Here is a 15,043-nt window from a genome sequence, read left to right as displayed (position 1 = left end):
GCGCCATGCTGAAGATCCTGGTGCGCCTGTACCTGGTGATCATCGTCGCCTATGCCGGTGCCTTGCTGTTGATCCCCGATGCCATCGTCGGCGCCTTCCACGAGCGCTTCATGGCCTACAACCTGGAGCAGGCCAAGGGCGTGCAGTCGCTGATCGTGCGGCAGTTCCACCAGGCGCCGCGCGAGCAGTGGCCCTCGGTGGCGCAGGACCTGGCGTCGGCCTTCGCGCCGTTGCAGGTCGAGCTGCTGCGCATGGACCAGGCCGAGTTGGGCACGGCGGAGCTGGCACGCCTGCAGCATGGCCTGCACGCGGTGCGCATCGGCGACTGGGGCTACTACGAAACGGTGCTGGCACCTTTGGACAAGGACTGGCTGGTGCGCCTGCACTCGCCCCCGGACCCGCTGGACATCGACGTGCTGTCCTGGGGCGTCACCGTGCTGATCGGGGCGGCGATGCTCGGCTGCCTGCTGCTCTGGGTATGGCCGCACTGGCGCGACCTGGAACGGCTCAAGGAAACCGCCCGGCGCCTGGGGCAGGGGCAGATGTCGGAGCGCACGCACATCTCGCCGCACTCGAACATCGGCGAACTGGCCGGGGTGTTCGACACCATGGCCAGCGAGCTTGAGCGTCACGTCAACCAGCAGCGCGAGTTGCTCAATGCGGTGTCCCACGAGCTGCGCACGCCGCTGACGCGCCTGGACTTCGGCCTGGTGTTGTTGTTCGACGAGGTGCCGCCAGCCAGTCGCAAGCGCCTGCTGGAACTGGTGGGGCATGTGCGCGAACTGGATGAGCTGGTGCTCGAACTGCTGTCGTACAGCCGCCTGCAGAATGCCGACCAGGCGCGGGAGCGGGTCGAGGTCTCGTTGCTGGAGCTGGTCGACAGCGTGCTCGGTGGTTTCGCTGAGGAGCTCGATGGGCGGGGTATCCAGTGGGAGGTTCGCGCCGAGGGCACCCTGCCGCGCTTCGTGCTCGACCCACGGCTGACCGCCCGGGCGGTGCAGAACCTGGTGCGCAACGCCTTGCGTTATTGCGACGAGAGCCTGCTGCTGCGCTTGCGCCTGGAGGAGGACGGCGCTTGCCTGCTGACCGTGGAGGACGACGGTATCGGCATCCCGCCCGAGGAGCGCGAGCGGATCTTCCAGCCGTTCTACCGCCTGGATCGCAGCCGCGACCGCAGTACCGGTGGCTTCGGGCTGGGCCTGGCGATCAGCCGGCGAGCCATCGAAGGGCAGGGGGGGAGCCTGACCGTGGCGCAGTCGGCGCTGGGCGGGGCGCAGTTCAGGATTCGCCTGCCTGCCGGGTAGCGGGGCGCCGGTGTGTTCTTGTGCCGGCCAGTCAAGGCTTTTGGGAGCCGCTTCGCGCCCCAGCATTTACCAAGCCGAACGGTGTACTAGAGGCCGGAACGCAAAGCTTTTGAAAACGCTACGAACCGATCCTTGCCACTGCGCTTGGCCTGGTACAACGCCTGGTCCGCGCGCACCAGCGCCATGCTCAGGGTATCGCCGCTATCGACCGGTGTCAGGCCGATGCTGACGGTCACGGGGTGTCCACCCAGGTCTTCGCGAACGCGCTGGCACAGCGCTGCGACCTGCCGTTCGGCGCCTTGCTGGTCCAGCCCTTCGAAGAAAATGGCGAACTCCTCGCCGCCGAGTCGGGCGAACGCATAGCCATCCATGGACACCCTGATGTGCCCGGCCACGCGCTTGAGCACCTCGTCGCCGATATCGTGGCCGAAGCGGTCGTTGACCTGCTTGAAATTGTCGATATCGATCATCGCCAGGAACTGCCCCGGTGCCGCGAGCCGCAACTGGCGCTCGACCCTGAGCATGAACGCGCGGCGGTTGGGGAGCTCGGTGAGGGCGTCCACGTAGGCTTGCTCCAGCAGCACCTTGGACAGGTAGAAGTTGTGCAGCTTGGCCTGGCGCATCCGCAGGTAGCTGTAGCTCACCAGCCCGCTGAGAAACACCGCGTAGCTCAGCAGCATGGCGCCTTCGAGCTCCAGCAGCTCGATGCGCGTGTGATAGAACGGATTGAGCAGCAGCCAGGTGATGGCCACGGCGCAGAAGAACGACCAGCCCCGTACCGGCAGCACCGAGACGCTGTAGAGCACGGTGGACACGCCCAGCACCAGCCACACCGGGCGCAGGGCGATGGGAATGCCTTCGATCACCAGGCGCATGGCCAGGGTGATGACCGCGATGAACACCAGGTTGAGCACATCGAAGTGATGGCTTTTGCGGGTGAAGCCGAGCACCACGGTGAGGCAGCACAGCAGGCCGATGAACAGCCCCGAGCGCCAGGTGAAGCCCTGGCCGCCGAGGTAGCTGACGATCAGGTCGAAAACCAGCCAGACGCCGATGCTCACGCAGAAGATCAGCAGGCAGAACCTGTGCATGGCCTCGAATTCGCGCTGGCGGAACTCGGCACGCAGGGCGGCGGGGGCGACCTGCTTGCGCACGTGCTCTTCGATGGTGCTGAACATGATCGGCTGGCGACTCCCACCCGTTGGCAAACCAGTGGCGCAGGCACTCATCGCAGGGGTAGCAGGCCACGTGCCCAGGGTCGATAGCGCAGGGCGAATACCGCTTCGGCATGGCAGCCACCGGCCAACGCGGGCTGGGCCGGCTCTGCGCGAAATGGCTGGCCGGCCGCGCTCACCTGGCGAAACGCTTCGCGCACGATCCCGACCCGGCAGGGCAGCGCCTGCTCATAGCCCTGGCGCACCAGCGGCGGCAGCCGCGCGGTGCCGGCACCGTCCTGCCACCAGACAGTCAAGCCCAGGCCGGCCAACTGGTCCAGCCAGGCGGCATTGACCCGCGGTGACAGGTGCCCGGCGCTGAAGGCGCTCAGGTGCAGGGGCTTGTCCAACCGGCGGTTGAAGGCCTGCAACTGGCGGTACAGGGCCTCGCGACGGGCGGCATCGCGAAAGTGCAGGTCGTCCAGCTCCAGGGGCAGGTACCAGCCGGCCACGGCCAGGTCCCAAGTGGCACGCACCTGTTGGTACTGGCCCAGCGAGCGGCCCAGCTGGGCCTTCCAGTAGGCGCCCAGGCCGTCACCGTCGAGCGCTTCCAGGCGCGAGTAGTAGGCAGGGTCCATGTACAGGCCCAGTACCAGCTCCAGGCCCTGGGCCCGGGCCTCGCGCAGGCTGTTCGCAAGCCACCCCTGGGCACCGCCGAAATCGCTGTCGCCGTAGGCGCTCCACTGCACGATCAGGGTCTTGCCGCCCTGGGCCACGGTGGCCTGCCACAGCTGCTGCCACTGGGCGGGGGTCAGGGCCGCATCGCGGTTGAGCGGCTGGTAGAACAGGCGCTGGTCGGCCTGCGCCGCAAGGCACAGCGCGAGCAGGCCGGTAGCCAGGAAGGTGCGCATCAGAAGGTCATCTCCACACCCAGCAGCATGCCGTTGGCGCGCTCGTAGAGGTTGCCGCCCAGCGACTGCTGGTATTCGGCGCGTACTTTCAGCGAGCCACGGTAGGCGTTGTAGCGGTCGTCGTCGAACCACCACTGCCAGCGCACGCCTACGCCGGTACGCAGGTCCTGGCGCCAGTCGTTGCTCGGGTCCTGGCTGGCGAATTCGAGGAAGCCATAGGGCATCAGGGTTTGCGGTGAGTTGCCGGGCAGCTTCCAGGCGTGCCCCTGCTGGTAGCGCGACAGCCAGGCATGGTCGCCGGCGCGGGTCCACCAGGCGGCATCGAGGTAGAGGAAGCGCTCGTTCCATTGGTCCTCGTCGATGCGCCAGTCGTTGCGCCAGGCGCCCTGGTCGAGGAACGAGGCGGTGGCGCGCAGCAGCAGGTCGTTGCTCGATTCGGCGTGATGGCGCAAGTCGCCCCAGTTGCCACCGACCTTCGCCGGGCTGAGCAACTCGCCCAGGCTCAGGCCGCCGTAGTGGCTGTCTTCGACCTGCCGTTGGTGATAGAGCTCGGCGTACAGGTTGAGGTTGGCCTGGCCGAACGGCTTGTAGCGCAGGCCGACGCCGGTGCCCAGGCTCTGGGCGTAGTCGGTACGGCTCTGGCCGCCGAACAGCACCCGGCCATAGACCGACAAGGTGCTGCCATTGCGGCTGGGTTCCTCGCCCAGGGCATGGTCCCACATGGCCAGCTGGACGTTCTGCGACTGGGCCCTGCGCTGCGTGCGGCCGCTGTCGCGGAAGTTGTCGTTGGTCGAGGTGCCGGCCGGCGACCAGGTGCTGGCCAAGGTGATGCTGTCGCGTCGCGACAGGGTCTCGTGGGCGCGGCGCTGGCGGTACTGACGTGCCTCCAGGCTGCCTTGCTCGTCATCGCCGTCCACCAGGTGCTCCTCCACGTCGATGACCCGGCGCAGCTCGCGGCGGGCGGCGGCGCTGTCCTCGGCCTCGGCGTAGCGCAGGGCGAGGGTCTCGCCGATACGGTAGTCCTCGGGAAAGTCGCGGGTGGCCTGTTCCAGGTAGGGGATGGCGGCGCGGCGTTGTTGCTTGTCCGCCGAGCCGGCCAGGCGCATGCCATGGTCGGCGCGGTAGCGCGGCTGGTCCGGCGCCAGGCGTACGGCCTCGGCCAGCCAGGCGCTGCTCTGGGCGCTGTCGCCGGCCTGTTGCGCGGTGTTGGCTGCGGCGTAGTAGTGATCGGCACGGGGCTGGTGGCGCAGGGCCTGGCGCTGGAAGTCCAGGGCAGTGGCTGGCTCGCCCTGGCGCTGGGCGATGGCCGCGCCCAGCGCCCAGTCGTCAGCGCTGCGGTGCGCGGCGGCGTCCCAGTGGCGGCGGGCGCTGTCGGCATCGCCCAGGTCGAGGGCGCCGCGGGCGGCGGTCATGCGGGCGTTGTCGGTCCATTCGCTGTCCGGCAGGCTGCGCCAGATCGGCACGGCCGCCTCGGAGTCGCCGGCCGCCTCCAGGGCATAGGCCAGGGGCAGGCGGCTACTGCGGTCGCCCAGGCGTTCGGCGGCCTGGTAGTAGACTACGGCCTCGCCTGGCTGCCCGGGCATGGCGCAGCGGCCCAGGGCCCGGTACTGGCCGACTTCGCTGGGCGTGGCGGGGATCGCCTGGCGCACCGCGTCGCACTGGCCGGCTTCGGCCAGGCGACCAAGCAATTGGGCGCGGGTGGCGGGGTCGACCCGGGGGACCAGGCTGAGCACGCGCCGGCTATCCAGTGGCGTGTCATCGCGTGCATGCAGATTGCCCAGGCGCTGCAGCAGCCCAGGTGTCAGGCGGCCTTGGCGGCGGTCGTAGGCGTGTTCCAGCAGTTGTCGGGCGCGTTCGCTGTGGCCCTGTTTCACGAGCATGAAACTGGCCTGCTCGAGGGCGGCCAGGTCGCCGCTCTGCCGGTAGCGCTGCTCCCACTGCGCCGCGGTGCGGGGTTGCGGCGGGTCGCCGTACAGGCGTTGCCGGAGCACGGCGTAGGCGCGCGGATCGTCGCTGGCGGCGCAACCCTTGAGCTGCTCGCGGGCCAACCCCGGATCGCGACGCGACAGCCACTCGACGGTTTCCAGGCAGGGCCGCTGCAGCGCGTTGCTCAGGCGTTGCACCAGGGCGGCGTCGTTGCCTGCGCGGGCCAGCTCCCAGAGCTGACGGCGCTGCTCGGGCTGCTGCAACTGTTCGGTCGGCAGCGAGCGCAGCCAGTGCTGGGCCTGCTGGTTGTGGCCGACGGCGATGGCGCGGTTGGCCATGGCCAGGCGGGCCTGGTTGGCGATGCGCTCGGACGGTGCGCTGGCCAGCAGCTTCTCCAGGCCTTCTTCATCGAGCTGCTGCACGTAGGCATTGGCCAGGCGCTGCCAGTCCTCGGTGCTCAGTTGGCCCTGGTCGGCCAGCGGCTGCAACTGCTCGATGGTTTCGCTCCAGTTGCGCAGTTGCTCGGCGAAGGTAGCGCGGGTCAGGCGCAGCACCATGCCGTCGTCACGGGGCGGCAGGTGGTTGAGCCAGTCCAGGGCTCGACCGGCGCCACCGAACTTGGCCAGGCTCAGGCTGTAGGCCTGCCACAGGCGCACCCGCTGGTTGCCGGCGCTGTCGGCGATCCAGCCTTCCACCTGGCTGGCCGCGGGTGGGTCCTGTTCGATCCAGGTCAGGCGCAGCTCCAGCAGGGCGTCTGCATAGTCGGGGTTGTTGGCGAGCTGCTCGGCGATGGCCTGGGCCTCCTTGTAGCGGCGCTGGTGCGCCAGGGACTCGGCCAGCAGGGCGCGGGCCTCGTCGTTGTTGGGGACCCGCTCCAGCACGTGGCGGGTCAGCCGTTCGACTTCCTGCCAGTTGTCGCGCTGGGCCTCACGGTAGCCACGCTCCATGAAGGGGTAGCTGCGAAAACGCTGGAAATCGCTCATGGGCGCGGCCAGGGTAGGCAGGGCGGAGGTGCACAGCAACAGGCCGGCCAGGGGGAGGGCGAGACGGGGCTTCATGCCACCTCCCGGGTCAGGTCATAGGCGGCCTGCTGTTCGCTGGCCTGTTCCGTGAGGGCCTGTTCGAGCACCTGTTCGGTGATGATGCCGCGAGCGATCAGGTGTTCGCCCAGGCTCATGCGCTCCGGATCGAAGTCGATCAGCGCCTGGTTGAACAGGGGTACTGGCACCATGCCGCGTACCTGCAGCAAGGCGCCGAGCATGACCTGGTGCACGCTGACCTTCTCCAGCAGCTCGGCGTCGTCCTGGTGCTGCGCCAGGACTGCGAGCATCGCCTGGGTCTGCGCCGTCTGCCAGGGGCTGGGGTAGTGGTGGCGCAGGCCGAGGGTGACCCGGCCCTGGGGTGCCAGGCGGCAGCGCACCGGGCGCTTGAGCTGGCGGCTGATGACCCCCAGGGAAACCTGGCTGACCGGGCTTTCGCTGGCCAGCACCAGGGTGTCGCCATCCTCGTCCACCGGCAGCACGCCATAGTGGGTGGCCAACCGCCGTGGCAGCTTGGCGATCAGCTCAGGGGGGATCTTGAACGGGTTGAGCGGTGCCCAGGGCAGGTCCAGTTGTTCGGCCAGGGTCTCGACCAGTTGCTCGCTGGTCAGCCAACCGCGCAACAGCAGCTCGCGGCCCAGGCGCCGGCGCACCGGGCTGGTGATCGCCTGCTGCAGTTGCTCGTCGGTGATCAGGCCCTTGGCCACCAGGCGCTGGCCCAGGGGTGTACGTGCCGGCGAGGCGAGGGCGGGGAACTCATGGGTGGTCTTGTCCCAGGCGACCCGTCGCGAGTCGCCCATTTCCATGACCTGGCGCAGGGCCCGCAGGTTGGCGAAGAAGTTGACGAAGTTGCTCCACATCATCCGCGGTGCCGACAGCAGGCCTTCGCCGATGCCGTAGTAGCGGGTGACGAACCAGCAGCGCTGGAACAGGCGGTTGACCAGCAGCAGGCCGTTGAGCCAGAGCAGGGTGGAGAGCAGCCGGCTATCGCCGAGGATCGACATGAAGCGCCAGGACTGCGGTGCGATCACCGTCACCAGCCAGATGGCCAGCAGCACCAGCAGCAACAGGTTGACCAGGAAGCTCAGCAGGTAGGCGAAGAGCCCGCGGCGGTCGCGCCAGAGAAAGTAGTTGAGCGCGCCCTTGCGGCTCCAGCCCAGGTTGCTGGTGCCCTGGAACACGATGCCGACGATCCACCGCGACTTCTGCCGGATCGCGTGCTGCCAGTCGCGGGGGAAGTGCTCGCGCACGCAGATCACCTGGGCGAACTCGCGGCTCATGCCCGGGCGCCATGGCTGTTCGAGGGCCAGCGCCGGGTCGGTGATGGAGTAACGGGCGAAGATGCATTTCATGCCCTTTTGCTTGAGGCGAAAGCCGATGTCGTAGTCCTCGGTCAGGCTCTGCACGTCGAAGGCGATGCCGTCGCCGTCCTCGAGCAGGGCACCGATGGCGCGGCGGCTGAAGCAGGTGCCGACGCCGGCGCTAGGCACCTGGCCGGTCAGCGCCTCGCGGACGATGACGTCCTTGCCGTGGTTCTCGGCGAACTCGTCGACATAGTGCCCGGCGGTGAAGCCCTTCCACTCCGGCGCATAGGGATACACCGGGATCTGGATCATGTCCTTGTTCGGCAGCAGGTAGTTGAACAGCCGCAGCTCCATCGGCGAGATCACGTCCTCGGCGTCGTGCAGGATGAAGCCGGCGAACTCGATGCGGGCGTCCTGCTGGAAGCGCAGGATGGCGTCGATGATGTTGTTCAGGCAGTCGGCCTTGCTGGTGGGGCCGGGGCGTGCGCAGACCACCTTGTGCACATTGGGGTAGTGCAGGCACACGGCGTCGACGTCGGCCTGGGTCTGCGGGTCGTTGGGGTAGGTGCCGACGAAGATCTGGTAGTTCTCGTAGTCGATGGTCGAGGCGGCCAGGCGCGCCATTTCGCCGACCACGCCCACCTCGTTCCAGGCCGGGACCATGATCGCCAGGGGTTTCTCCGCGACCTCGAACAGGCGTTTCTCGTCGGCTTTCTCGAACTTGTCGTAGATGCGAAAGCGCCGGATCAGCTTGCGTCCCCAGTAGCAGATGTCGATGAACAGGTCGTCCAGGCCGAGCAGGAACATCAGCGTGGCCAGGACGATGGCCAGCAGTTTCAGGCCGAACAGCACATAGGTGAGGATGTCGATGAAGACTAGGCTCATGCGTCGTCTCGCCCGCTGTCGCGCTCCACGAACCAGCGGCCCAGGCGTTCGGCGATGCGTTCGCTGGCATGGCCATCGCCGAAGGGCGTGAAGACCCTGGCCATTTGCGCATAGGCCTGGGGGGCGTCGAGCAACTGGCTGGTTTCCCTGACGATGCGCTCGGTCTGGGTGCCGACCAGCTTGACCGTGCCGCCTTCGAGCACCGACGGGCGCTCGGTGACCTTGCGCAGCACCAGCACCGGCTTGCCCAGGGCCGGGGCTTCTTCCTGGATGCCGCCGGAGTCGGTGAGGATCAGGTAGGCGCGGTCCATCAGCCAGACGAAGTGCTGGTAGTCCTGGGGGGCGACCAGGTGGATGTTCGGCTGGTGCGAAAGCACGCCGTAGACGGCCTGTTGCACGTGCGGGTTGAGGTGCACCGGATAGACGAACTGTACGTCCGGGTAGCGCAGGGCGAGCTCGGCCAGGGCCAGGCAGATGCGCTCGAAGCCGGCGCCGAAGTTTTCCCGGCGGTGGCCGGTTATCAGCACCAGGCGCTGGTCGTCGCGCAGCACGGCGAGCGGGGAGTCGCTGGCAGGCTTCCAGGCGGTCTGGGTCAGGTGGTCGCGCATCCACAGCAGGGCGTCGATCACCGTGTTGCCGGTGATCTCCACATGGGTGGCCGGTACGCCTTCGCGCAGCAGGTTGTCGGCGGACTTGCTGGTGGGGGTGAAGTGCAGGTCGGCAAGCACCCCGGTCAGGCGTCGGTTGGCTTCCTCCGGCCAGGGTTGCTGCAGGTTGCCGGTGCGCAGCCCGGCCTCGACGTGGCCGATGGGGATGTGCCGGTGGAACGCAGCCAGGGCGGCGATGAAGCTGGTGGTCGTGTCGCCGTGGACCAGCACGATGTCCGGCTGGATCTGCGCGTAGGTCTGCTCGAGCTTGTCCAGCAGGTCGCGGGCCAGGCCGTTGAGGGTCTGGTTGCGGGTCATCACCTTCAGGTCCTGGTCGACGGAGAGGCCGAAGGCGTCCAGGACCTGCTCGAGCATTTCCCGGTGCTGGCCGGTGGAGCAGATATGCAGGTCGATCTCGGGCCACTCGCGCAGGACACGGGCCAGTGGGGCCATCTTGATCGCTTCGGGGCGGGTACCGAATACCATCATGACGGTGTGGGGCATCGTCTCGTTCCTCCGTCCGATTCCTTGTCCGAAGTTGTACGATTGCGTCTTGCTTTGTAGGTGTTAGATACAAGCAGGCGATGCTGGGGTTGTCCAATCAGGACGTCGAGACGCCGCCAAGGATGTGATGCATGTGCAATGGCATCCACACTCGCGCTTTTACTTGTCGCCCGTAGCTTGTAACGTGTGGCTTTTCTGGAGGAAACGCTACATGCAAGGCAAGGCCCGCAAGATCGTCCAGGCCATTCTCTACGAGGTCATCGCCGTGGCGTGCGTGGCCCCGGCGCTGGAGCTGGCGTTCGGGGCCGGCATGGCCCAGTCGACGGTGCTGTCGATCCTGATGTCGGGCATCGCCATGAGCTGGAACATGGCCTTCAACTGGGCCTTCGAGCGCTGGGAGGCGCGCCAGCGCAAGCGCAGCCGTACCCTGTTGCGCCGCTTGCTGCACGCCTTGGGTTTCGAGGGTGGGCTGGTGCTGATCCTGTTGCCGCTGGTGGCCTACTGGCTGGACATCAGCCTGTGGGCGGCGCTGGTCACCAACCTGGCGCTGTTCGTGTTCTTCTTCGTCTATGCGTTCGTCTTCCAGTGGGGGTTCGACAAAGTGTTCGACGTGCCGGTCTCGGCTCAGGAAGCGGCGAAAGGCTGTTGACTTCATGCCGGGCGCCGGGATAAGTTTCCCGACCATGAATACCTTCCCGCAACTTCGCGCCCTCAGCATTATTACCGCCATTATCGGATTGGCGGGCTAGCGCGTACTTGCACCGAACCCGCCCTGGAGGCGGGTTCTTTCTCTCTGACTCCCGGGCACTTGAACAACCCCCAGGAGTCATCGATGACCAACCTCAACGTCAGCCCCCGTACCCCGACCACGCCCCAGCAACTGCTGTCGGAGCAGGTCCGGCGTATTCTCGCCGCCCCCGTGTACGACCTGGCCATCGAGACGCCCCTGCAACCGGCCCCGGCGCTGTCGGCCATCCTGGGTAACCAGGTGCTGCTCAAGCGCGAGGACCTGCAGCCGACCTTCTCGTTCAAGGTCCGCGGCGCCTACACCCGTCTTTCACGCCTGAGCCCGGCCCAGCGCCAGCGCGGGGTGATCACCGCGTCGGCGGGCAACCACGCCCAGGGCGTGGCCCTGGCGGCGTCGCACCTGGGCATGCGGGCGACCATCGTCATGCCCACCACCACGCCAGAACTGAAGGTCCAGGGCGTGCGCTCGCGCGGTGGCCAGGTGGTGCTGCATGGCGAAAGCTTTCCCCACGCCCTGGCCCATGCCTTGCAGCTGGCCGACAGCGAAGGCGCGACCTTCGTGCCGCCCTACGACGATCCGGACGTGATCGCCGGGCAGGGCACCGTGGCCATGGAGATCCTGCGCCAGCGCCCGGGCGCGCTGGACGCGATCTTCGTGCCGGTCGGCGGCGGTGGGCTGGTGGCGGGCATCGCCGCCTACGTCAAGTACCTGCGCCCCGAGGTCAAGGTGATCGGCGTCGAACCGGAGGACTCCAACTGCCTGCAGGCCGCCCTGGCCGCGGGCGAGCGGGTGATCCTGCCGCAGGTCGGCACGTTCGCCGATGGCGTGGCGGTGGCCCAGGTCGGCGCCCACTGCTTCGAGCTGTGCCGCCACTTCGTCGACGAGGTCATCACGGTCAGCAGCGACGAGCTGTGCGCGGCGATCAAGGACATCTATGACGACACCCGTTCGATCACCGAACCCTCCGGCGCCCTGGCGGTCGCCGGCATCAAGCGTTACGTGGCCCGCGAAGGCGTGCAGGGGCAGACCCTGGTCGCCATCGACTCCGGCGCCAACGTCAACTTCGACCGCCTGCGCCATGTGGCCGAGCGCGCCGAGCTGGGCGAGCAGCGCGAGGCGATCATCGCGGTGACCATCCCCGAGCGCCCAGGCAGCTTTCGCGCTTTCTGCCGTGCCCTGGGCAAGCGCCAGATCACCGAGTTCAACTACCGCTACTACCCAGGCAAGGAAGCGCGGCTGTTCGTTGGCGTGCAGACCCACCCACAACACGACCCGCGCGAGCAGTTGCTGGCCAGCCTGCGCGCGCAGGGCTACGAGGTGCTCGACCTGACCGACAACGAGCTGGCCAAGCTGCACGTGCGCCATACCGTCGGCGGCCACGCCGCGCCGGGCGCCGAGGAGCGGGTGCTGCGTTTCGAGTTCCCTGAGCGGCCCGGCGCCTTGCTGGGTTTCCTGGAGCGTTTGGGCAAGCGCTGGAACATCAGCCTGTTCCACTACCGCAACCACGGCGCGGCCGAGGCACGGGTGTTCGCTGCGCTGGAGGTGCCGATGGAAGAGCTGCCGGGGCTGCCCCAGGCGCTGGAGGACATGGGGTATCGGTATTGGGACGAGACCGAGAACCCGGCGTATCGGTTGTTCCTGGGGTAGAGACGTCGCCTGTTCCGGCCTGTCGCGGGGGGCCTGCGATGGTGGCCGTCAGCACAACCTCATCCTTTGGCATGGCCGGCTGCACAGGAGGACGAAACCCGGCAGCCGCAAGCCAGCTCAGCAGGTTCGAATGCCAGCGGTGTGCCGTTGAACAGCACGCTGTTGTCCCCGCTGGAGACTAGCGCGAACGGGCCGCCATGCAGCGCGCATTGGGCCCGGTCTCCCAACACGCATTGTCGACGACCATCGATGAGCACGCCGTTGCCCTCGGTCATCTGGCCACCGCCCGAGTGGGAGTCGCCCTTTCGAATTGCACCTTGTCTGGACATTTTTAGTGCTCCGTAGGGAGGTGTTGCACAGCTTCGTAGAGACCCTCCGGAACAGCCTCGGGATCGTATTTTCGAGCGGCCAACAGGAAACGTTCGAGCAACTCATCTTTTTCGAAGCGCGTTCCTGGTGGGCACGTCAGTGCAGCGTAGGGCGTTTTCATCAAGGGATGATCGATGAAAGGGTTGGTCAGCCCCAAGGAGCGGCGTAGGTTGAGGATGGCCAGGATTTCAGCGGGGTAGACCGCTTCGAAGGGGGAGCCGAATTCGAAGTTGCCGGAGTCGAGTTCGCGGGAGGTCAGGGCGATGCGCTCGACATGGGTATCGCAGGCGGCGAGTAGAACGGGGAGCAGTTTCTCGGGATCGGGCTCGCGCCAGTGGGCGACCAGTTGGCCCCAGGCGGGGTCGCGGGGTAGGGCATGTTTGTCGAGGTCGAGTGGTTTGCCGAGCCAGTCGCCGATGATGGTCAGGCCGAAGGCGGCGTAGCGCAGGGTGGTGCCGAGGGGTAAGTTGTGGCCATCACGAACGCCGTAGCCGTTCTCAAGGCCAGCGAAAACAGCCCGGTGGAAGGGCTCGATCAGACTGAATTGGCCTGTGGCCAATGTACAAAACATGAGTTGGGTGATGCCATCTAAGCTTTCAGTTGCCCACCGTTGAGTGCCTTTTCTGGTTTGAATCAATATGCTATCAGCCAACAGAATTTTTATGATTCCTGAGCCCAAATAGCTGGTGGCTATGTAGCGTGGTCCCTCTGGCGCAAGTACCAAGGCTTTGCCAATCGAATTCATGCCAGCTCTGAAAAGTTGCTTGCACGCAACGCCTACCGTTCCTCCATGCTCGATATATGAGTTTAATAAAATTTCGTTAACTGATAAATCATGGGTTGCCCACTCTGGAAGGGACTTGAGGCTGGCCTTGAGTCGGTCTTTTCGATTGCTGCTCATCGCTAGTTCCAAATGTTTAGTTGAATGCCTGGGGTATTGCCCATCAGGACGCGAGGGTGACCTTTCGTGTCAAAGAATACCTGTGCATGAAGGAAGAAGGCTTTTCCTGTCTTGATACTTTCATCAATGGCCTGTATTTTGGCTTTGAAGACAGGGTCTATATTTTTCAGGATCGCTTCATCCCACCCTTGCTGTTTGTGTTCTAGAAGTTGTTGGATTCTCTCCAAGTTGGTCGCGCCGCCTTTGGCCTGTGTAGGTAAAAACCCAGGCGTCTTGCTTTTCCCCAGCGTCGTCTTCACCTCGATCACCAACAACGTTCCTTCTTCAAACCGCATCTCTTCCACCGGCGCCACCCCTTCAATCCATCGATGTGATGGTGCATTTCATTGGTCGTCGGATTCCTCACTCAGCTTGCCGTGTTCGTTTGCAGCACGGCTTCGTAGAGACCCTCCGGAACAGCCTCGGGGTCGTGCTTTCGAGCGGCCAACAGGAAACGTTCGAGCAACTCATCTTTTTCGAAGCGCGTTCCTGGTGGGCAGATCAGTGCGGCGTAGGGCGTTTTCATCAAGGGGTGATCGATGAAAGGGTTGGCCAGACCTAAAGAGCGGCGCAGGTTGAGGATGGCCAGGATTTCGGCGGGGTAGACCGCTTCGAAGGGGGAGCCGAATTCGAAGTTGCCGGAGTCGAGTTCACGGGAGGTCAGGGCGATGCGCTCGACATGGGTATCGCAGGCGGCGAGTAGAACGGGAAGCAGTTTCTCGGGATCGGGCTCGCGCCAGTGGGCGACCAGTTGGCCCCAGGCTGGGTCGCGGGGTAGGGCATGTCTGTCGAGGTCGAGCGGTTTGCCGAGCCAGTCGCCGATGATGGTCAGGCCGAAGGCGGCGTAGCGCAGGGTGGTGCCAATGGGTAAATCATGTCCATCGCGAACCCCGTAGCCGTTCTCAAGGCCAGCGAAAACAGCCCGGTGGAAGGGCTCGATCAGACTGAACTGGCCCGTAGCGAGTGCACGAAACATCACGTGGGTAATTCCGTCTAAATCTTCTATGGCAACCCTTTGAGTGCTTTTAAGCCTTTCGATAAGTATTGAATTGGCGACTAGCATCTTTGCTGTGCCTGATGAAACAAGGCTCAAAGCTCCATCGCGACGCGACACATGCGGCGCCAGCTGTAAACTTTTGCCGATCTCGTTCATGCCGACTCTGAAAAGCTCGCCGCATACAATGCCGAGTGCTCCACCATTTTTGTGGTAAGAGTCTAGTGCCTCTTCTTTAACTAATAAGTCGTGAGAGGCCCACTCCTGGATTTGGTTAAGGCTACAGATAAGTCTATCTTTCTGCTTGGTGTTCATTTTTAGTTCCAGATGTTGAGTTGGATACCTGTGTTGTTTCCGGTCAAACTGCTTGGGTGGCCTTTCGTGTCAAAAAATACTTGCGCATGAATGAAATGTATTTTCTCTACTTCAGAGCCTTTCCGGATTGCCTGAAGTTTGCTTGTGAAATTTCTGTCTGTTCTCGTCAATATGGTCTCGTCCCATCCTTGCTTTTTGTTGATTATTAATTTTTGTATACGTTGTAAATTTCTTTCTCCTCCAATATCCTGAGTCTTCAGAAACCCAGGCGTCTTGCTTTTCCCCAGCGTCGTCTTCACCTCGATCACCAACAACGTTCCTTCTTCAAACCGCATCTCTTCCACCGGCGCCGTTC

Annotated in this window: 12 protein-coding genes and 1 pseudogene; 3 read left to right on the top strand and 10 right to left on the bottom strand. The window is 65.2% G+C overall.

Annotated features, from left to right (window positions below):
• The first annotated feature begins 5 nt into the window (after positions 1-5).
• Positions 6-1,304: an ATP-binding protein gene (locus ABFA30_RS21435; RefSeq protein WP_253080099.1), complete on the top strand. Its 1,299-nt coding sequence runs from the start codon at positions 6-8 to the stop codon at positions 1,302-1,304.
• Between the two features lie 86 nt (positions 1,305-1,390).
• Here the strand turns inward: ABFA30_RS21435 and ABFA30_RS21430 are convergent, their stop codons facing one another.
• From ABFA30_RS21430 to wecB, 5 genes are read right to left on the bottom strand one after another with little or no spacing between them, the layout of a single operon-like run.
• The gene (locus tag ABFA30_RS21430; protein ID WP_225790689.1) at positions 1,391-2,482 is read right to left on the bottom strand and encodes a GGDEF domain-containing protein; all 1,092 of its coding nucleotides are present in this window, start codon (positions 2,480-2,482) and stop codon (positions 1,391-1,393) included.
• A 47-nt stretch (positions 2,483-2,529) separates the two neighbouring features.
• Complete coding sequence (locus ABFA30_RS21425) at positions 2,530-3,369, bottom strand: DUF4434 family protein (protein WP_410045895.1); 840 nt, start codon at positions 3,367-3,369, stop codon at positions 2,530-2,532.
• Positions 3,369-6,353, bottom strand: coding sequence for a phage receptor (locus ABFA30_RS21420; protein WP_410045894.1), 2,985 nt, complete (start codon positions 6,351-6,353; stop codon positions 3,369-3,371). The genes ABFA30_RS21425 and ABFA30_RS21420 overlap by 1 nt, the downstream gene beginning before the upstream one ends.
• The gene (gene nrfB, locus ABFA30_RS21415; protein ID WP_410045893.1) at positions 6,350-8,524 is read right to left on the bottom strand and encodes a cyclic di-3',5'-guanylate-activated glycosyltransferase NrfB; all 2,175 of its coding nucleotides are present in this window, start codon (positions 8,522-8,524) and stop codon (positions 6,350-6,352) included. The genes ABFA30_RS21420 and nrfB overlap by 4 nt, the downstream gene beginning before the upstream one ends.
• Positions 8,521-9,675, bottom strand: coding sequence for a non-hydrolyzing UDP-N-acetylglucosamine 2-epimerase (gene wecB / locus ABFA30_RS21410; RefSeq protein ID WP_410045892.1), 1,155 nt, complete (start codon positions 9,673-9,675; stop codon positions 8,521-8,523). The genes nrfB and wecB overlap by 4 nt, the downstream gene beginning before the upstream one ends.
• 211 nt (positions 9,676-9,886) lie before the next feature.
• On the opposite strand from wecB, the gene ABFA30_RS21405 reads away from it, so the two are divergent.
• Both ABFA30_RS21405 and ilvA read left to right on the top strand, forming a co-directional pair.
• Positions 9,887-10,324 (top strand): PACE efflux transporter, encoded by a 438-nt coding sequence (locus ABFA30_RS21405; RefSeq protein WP_225790684.1) that lies wholly within the window; start codon positions 9,887-9,889, stop codon positions 10,322-10,324.
• A gap of 183 nt (positions 10,325-10,507) precedes the next feature.
• Positions 10,508-12,070 (top strand): threonine ammonia-lyase, biosynthetic, encoded by a 1,563-nt coding sequence (ilvA, locus tag ABFA30_RS21400; protein ID WP_253104356.1) that lies wholly within the window; start codon positions 10,508-10,510, stop codon positions 12,068-12,070.
• 59 nt (positions 12,071-12,129) lie between these two features.
• Here ilvA and ABFA30_RS21395 read toward each other — a convergent pair whose 3' ends face one another.
• The 5 genes and pseudogenes from ABFA30_RS21395 to ABFA30_RS21375 form a co-directional block, all read right to left on the bottom strand.
• Positions 12,130-12,399: a PAAR domain-containing protein gene (locus ABFA30_RS21395; protein WP_410045891.1), complete on the bottom strand. Its 270-nt coding sequence runs from the start codon at positions 12,397-12,399 to the stop codon at positions 12,130-12,132.
• 2 nt (positions 12,400-12,401) lie between these two features.
• On the bottom strand, positions 12,402-13,340 hold the full coding sequence (locus ABFA30_RS21390) for a hypothetical protein (protein WP_410045890.1): 939 nt from the start codon (positions 13,338-13,340) through the stop codon (positions 12,402-12,404).
• A gap of 2 nt (positions 13,341-13,342) precedes the next feature.
• Positions 13,343-13,693, bottom strand: a complete 351-nt coding sequence (locus ABFA30_RS21385) for a hypothetical protein (RefSeq protein WP_410045889.1) — start codon at positions 13,691-13,693, stop codon at positions 13,343-13,345.
• 53 nt (positions 13,694-13,746) lie between these two features.
• Positions 13,747-14,688 carry a hypothetical protein gene (locus tag ABFA30_RS21380; RefSeq protein WP_410045888.1) on the bottom strand — a complete coding sequence of 314 codons (942 nt, stop codon included), beginning with the start codon at positions 14,686-14,688 and terminating at the stop codon, positions 13,747-13,749.
• Positions 14,689-14,690: 2 nt separating this feature from the next.
• A pseudogene (locus ABFA30_RS21375) lies at positions 14,691-15,043 on the bottom strand (hypothetical protein); the annotation flags it as partial.

Origin of the sequence: Pseudomonas sp. HLMP, assembly GCF_046365545.1 — a bacterium.
Taxonomy (GTDB): domain Bacteria; phylum Pseudomonadota; class Gammaproteobacteria; order Pseudomonadales; family Pseudomonadaceae; genus Aquipseudomonas; species Aquipseudomonas guariconensis_B.
This window is presented reverse-complemented; position numbering and strand designations above follow the sequence as displayed.

Bases quoted from the DNA above. Each gene is read 5' to 3' on its own strand.
- wecB (WP_410045892.1), bottom strand. From the start codon at position 9,675: ATGCCCCACACCGTCATGATGGTATTCGGTACCCGCCCCGAAGCGATC.
- ABFA30_RS21380 (WP_410045888.1), bottom strand. From the start codon at position 14,688: ATGAACACCAAGCAGAAAGATAGACTTATCTGTAGCCTTAACCAAATC.
- ABFA30_RS21390 (WP_410045890.1), bottom strand. From the start codon at position 13,340: ATGAGCAGCAATCGAAAAGACCGACTCAAGGCCAGCCTCAAGTCCCTT.
- ilvA (WP_253104356.1), top strand. From the start codon at position 10,508: ATGACCAACCTCAACGTCAGCCCCCGTACCCCGACCACGCCCCAGCAA.
- ABFA30_RS21405 (WP_225790684.1), top strand. From the start codon at position 9,887: ATGCAAGGCAAGGCCCGCAAGATCGTCCAGGCCATTCTCTACGAGGTC.
- nrfB (WP_410045893.1), bottom strand. From the start codon at position 8,524: ATGAGCCTAGTCTTCATCGACATCCTCACCTATGTGCTGTTCGGCCTG.
- ABFA30_RS21425 (WP_410045895.1), bottom strand. From the start codon at position 3,369: ATGCGCACCTTCCTGGCTACCGGCCTGCTCGCGCTGTGCCTTGCGGCG.
- ABFA30_RS21420 (WP_410045894.1), bottom strand. From the start codon at position 6,353: ATGAAGCCCCGTCTCGCCCTCCCCCTGGCCGGCCTGTTGCTGTGCACC.
- ABFA30_RS21435 (WP_253080099.1), top strand. From the start codon at position 6: ATGCTGAAGATCCTGGTGCGCCTGTACCTGGTGATCATCGTCGCCTAT.
- ABFA30_RS21430 (WP_225790689.1), bottom strand. From the start codon at position 2,482: ATGTTCAGCACCATCGAAGAGCACGTGCGCAAGCAGGTCGCCCCCGCC.
- ABFA30_RS21395 (WP_410045891.1), bottom strand. From the start codon at position 12,399: ATGTCCAGACAAGGTGCAATTCGAAAGGGCGACTCCCACTCGGGCGGT.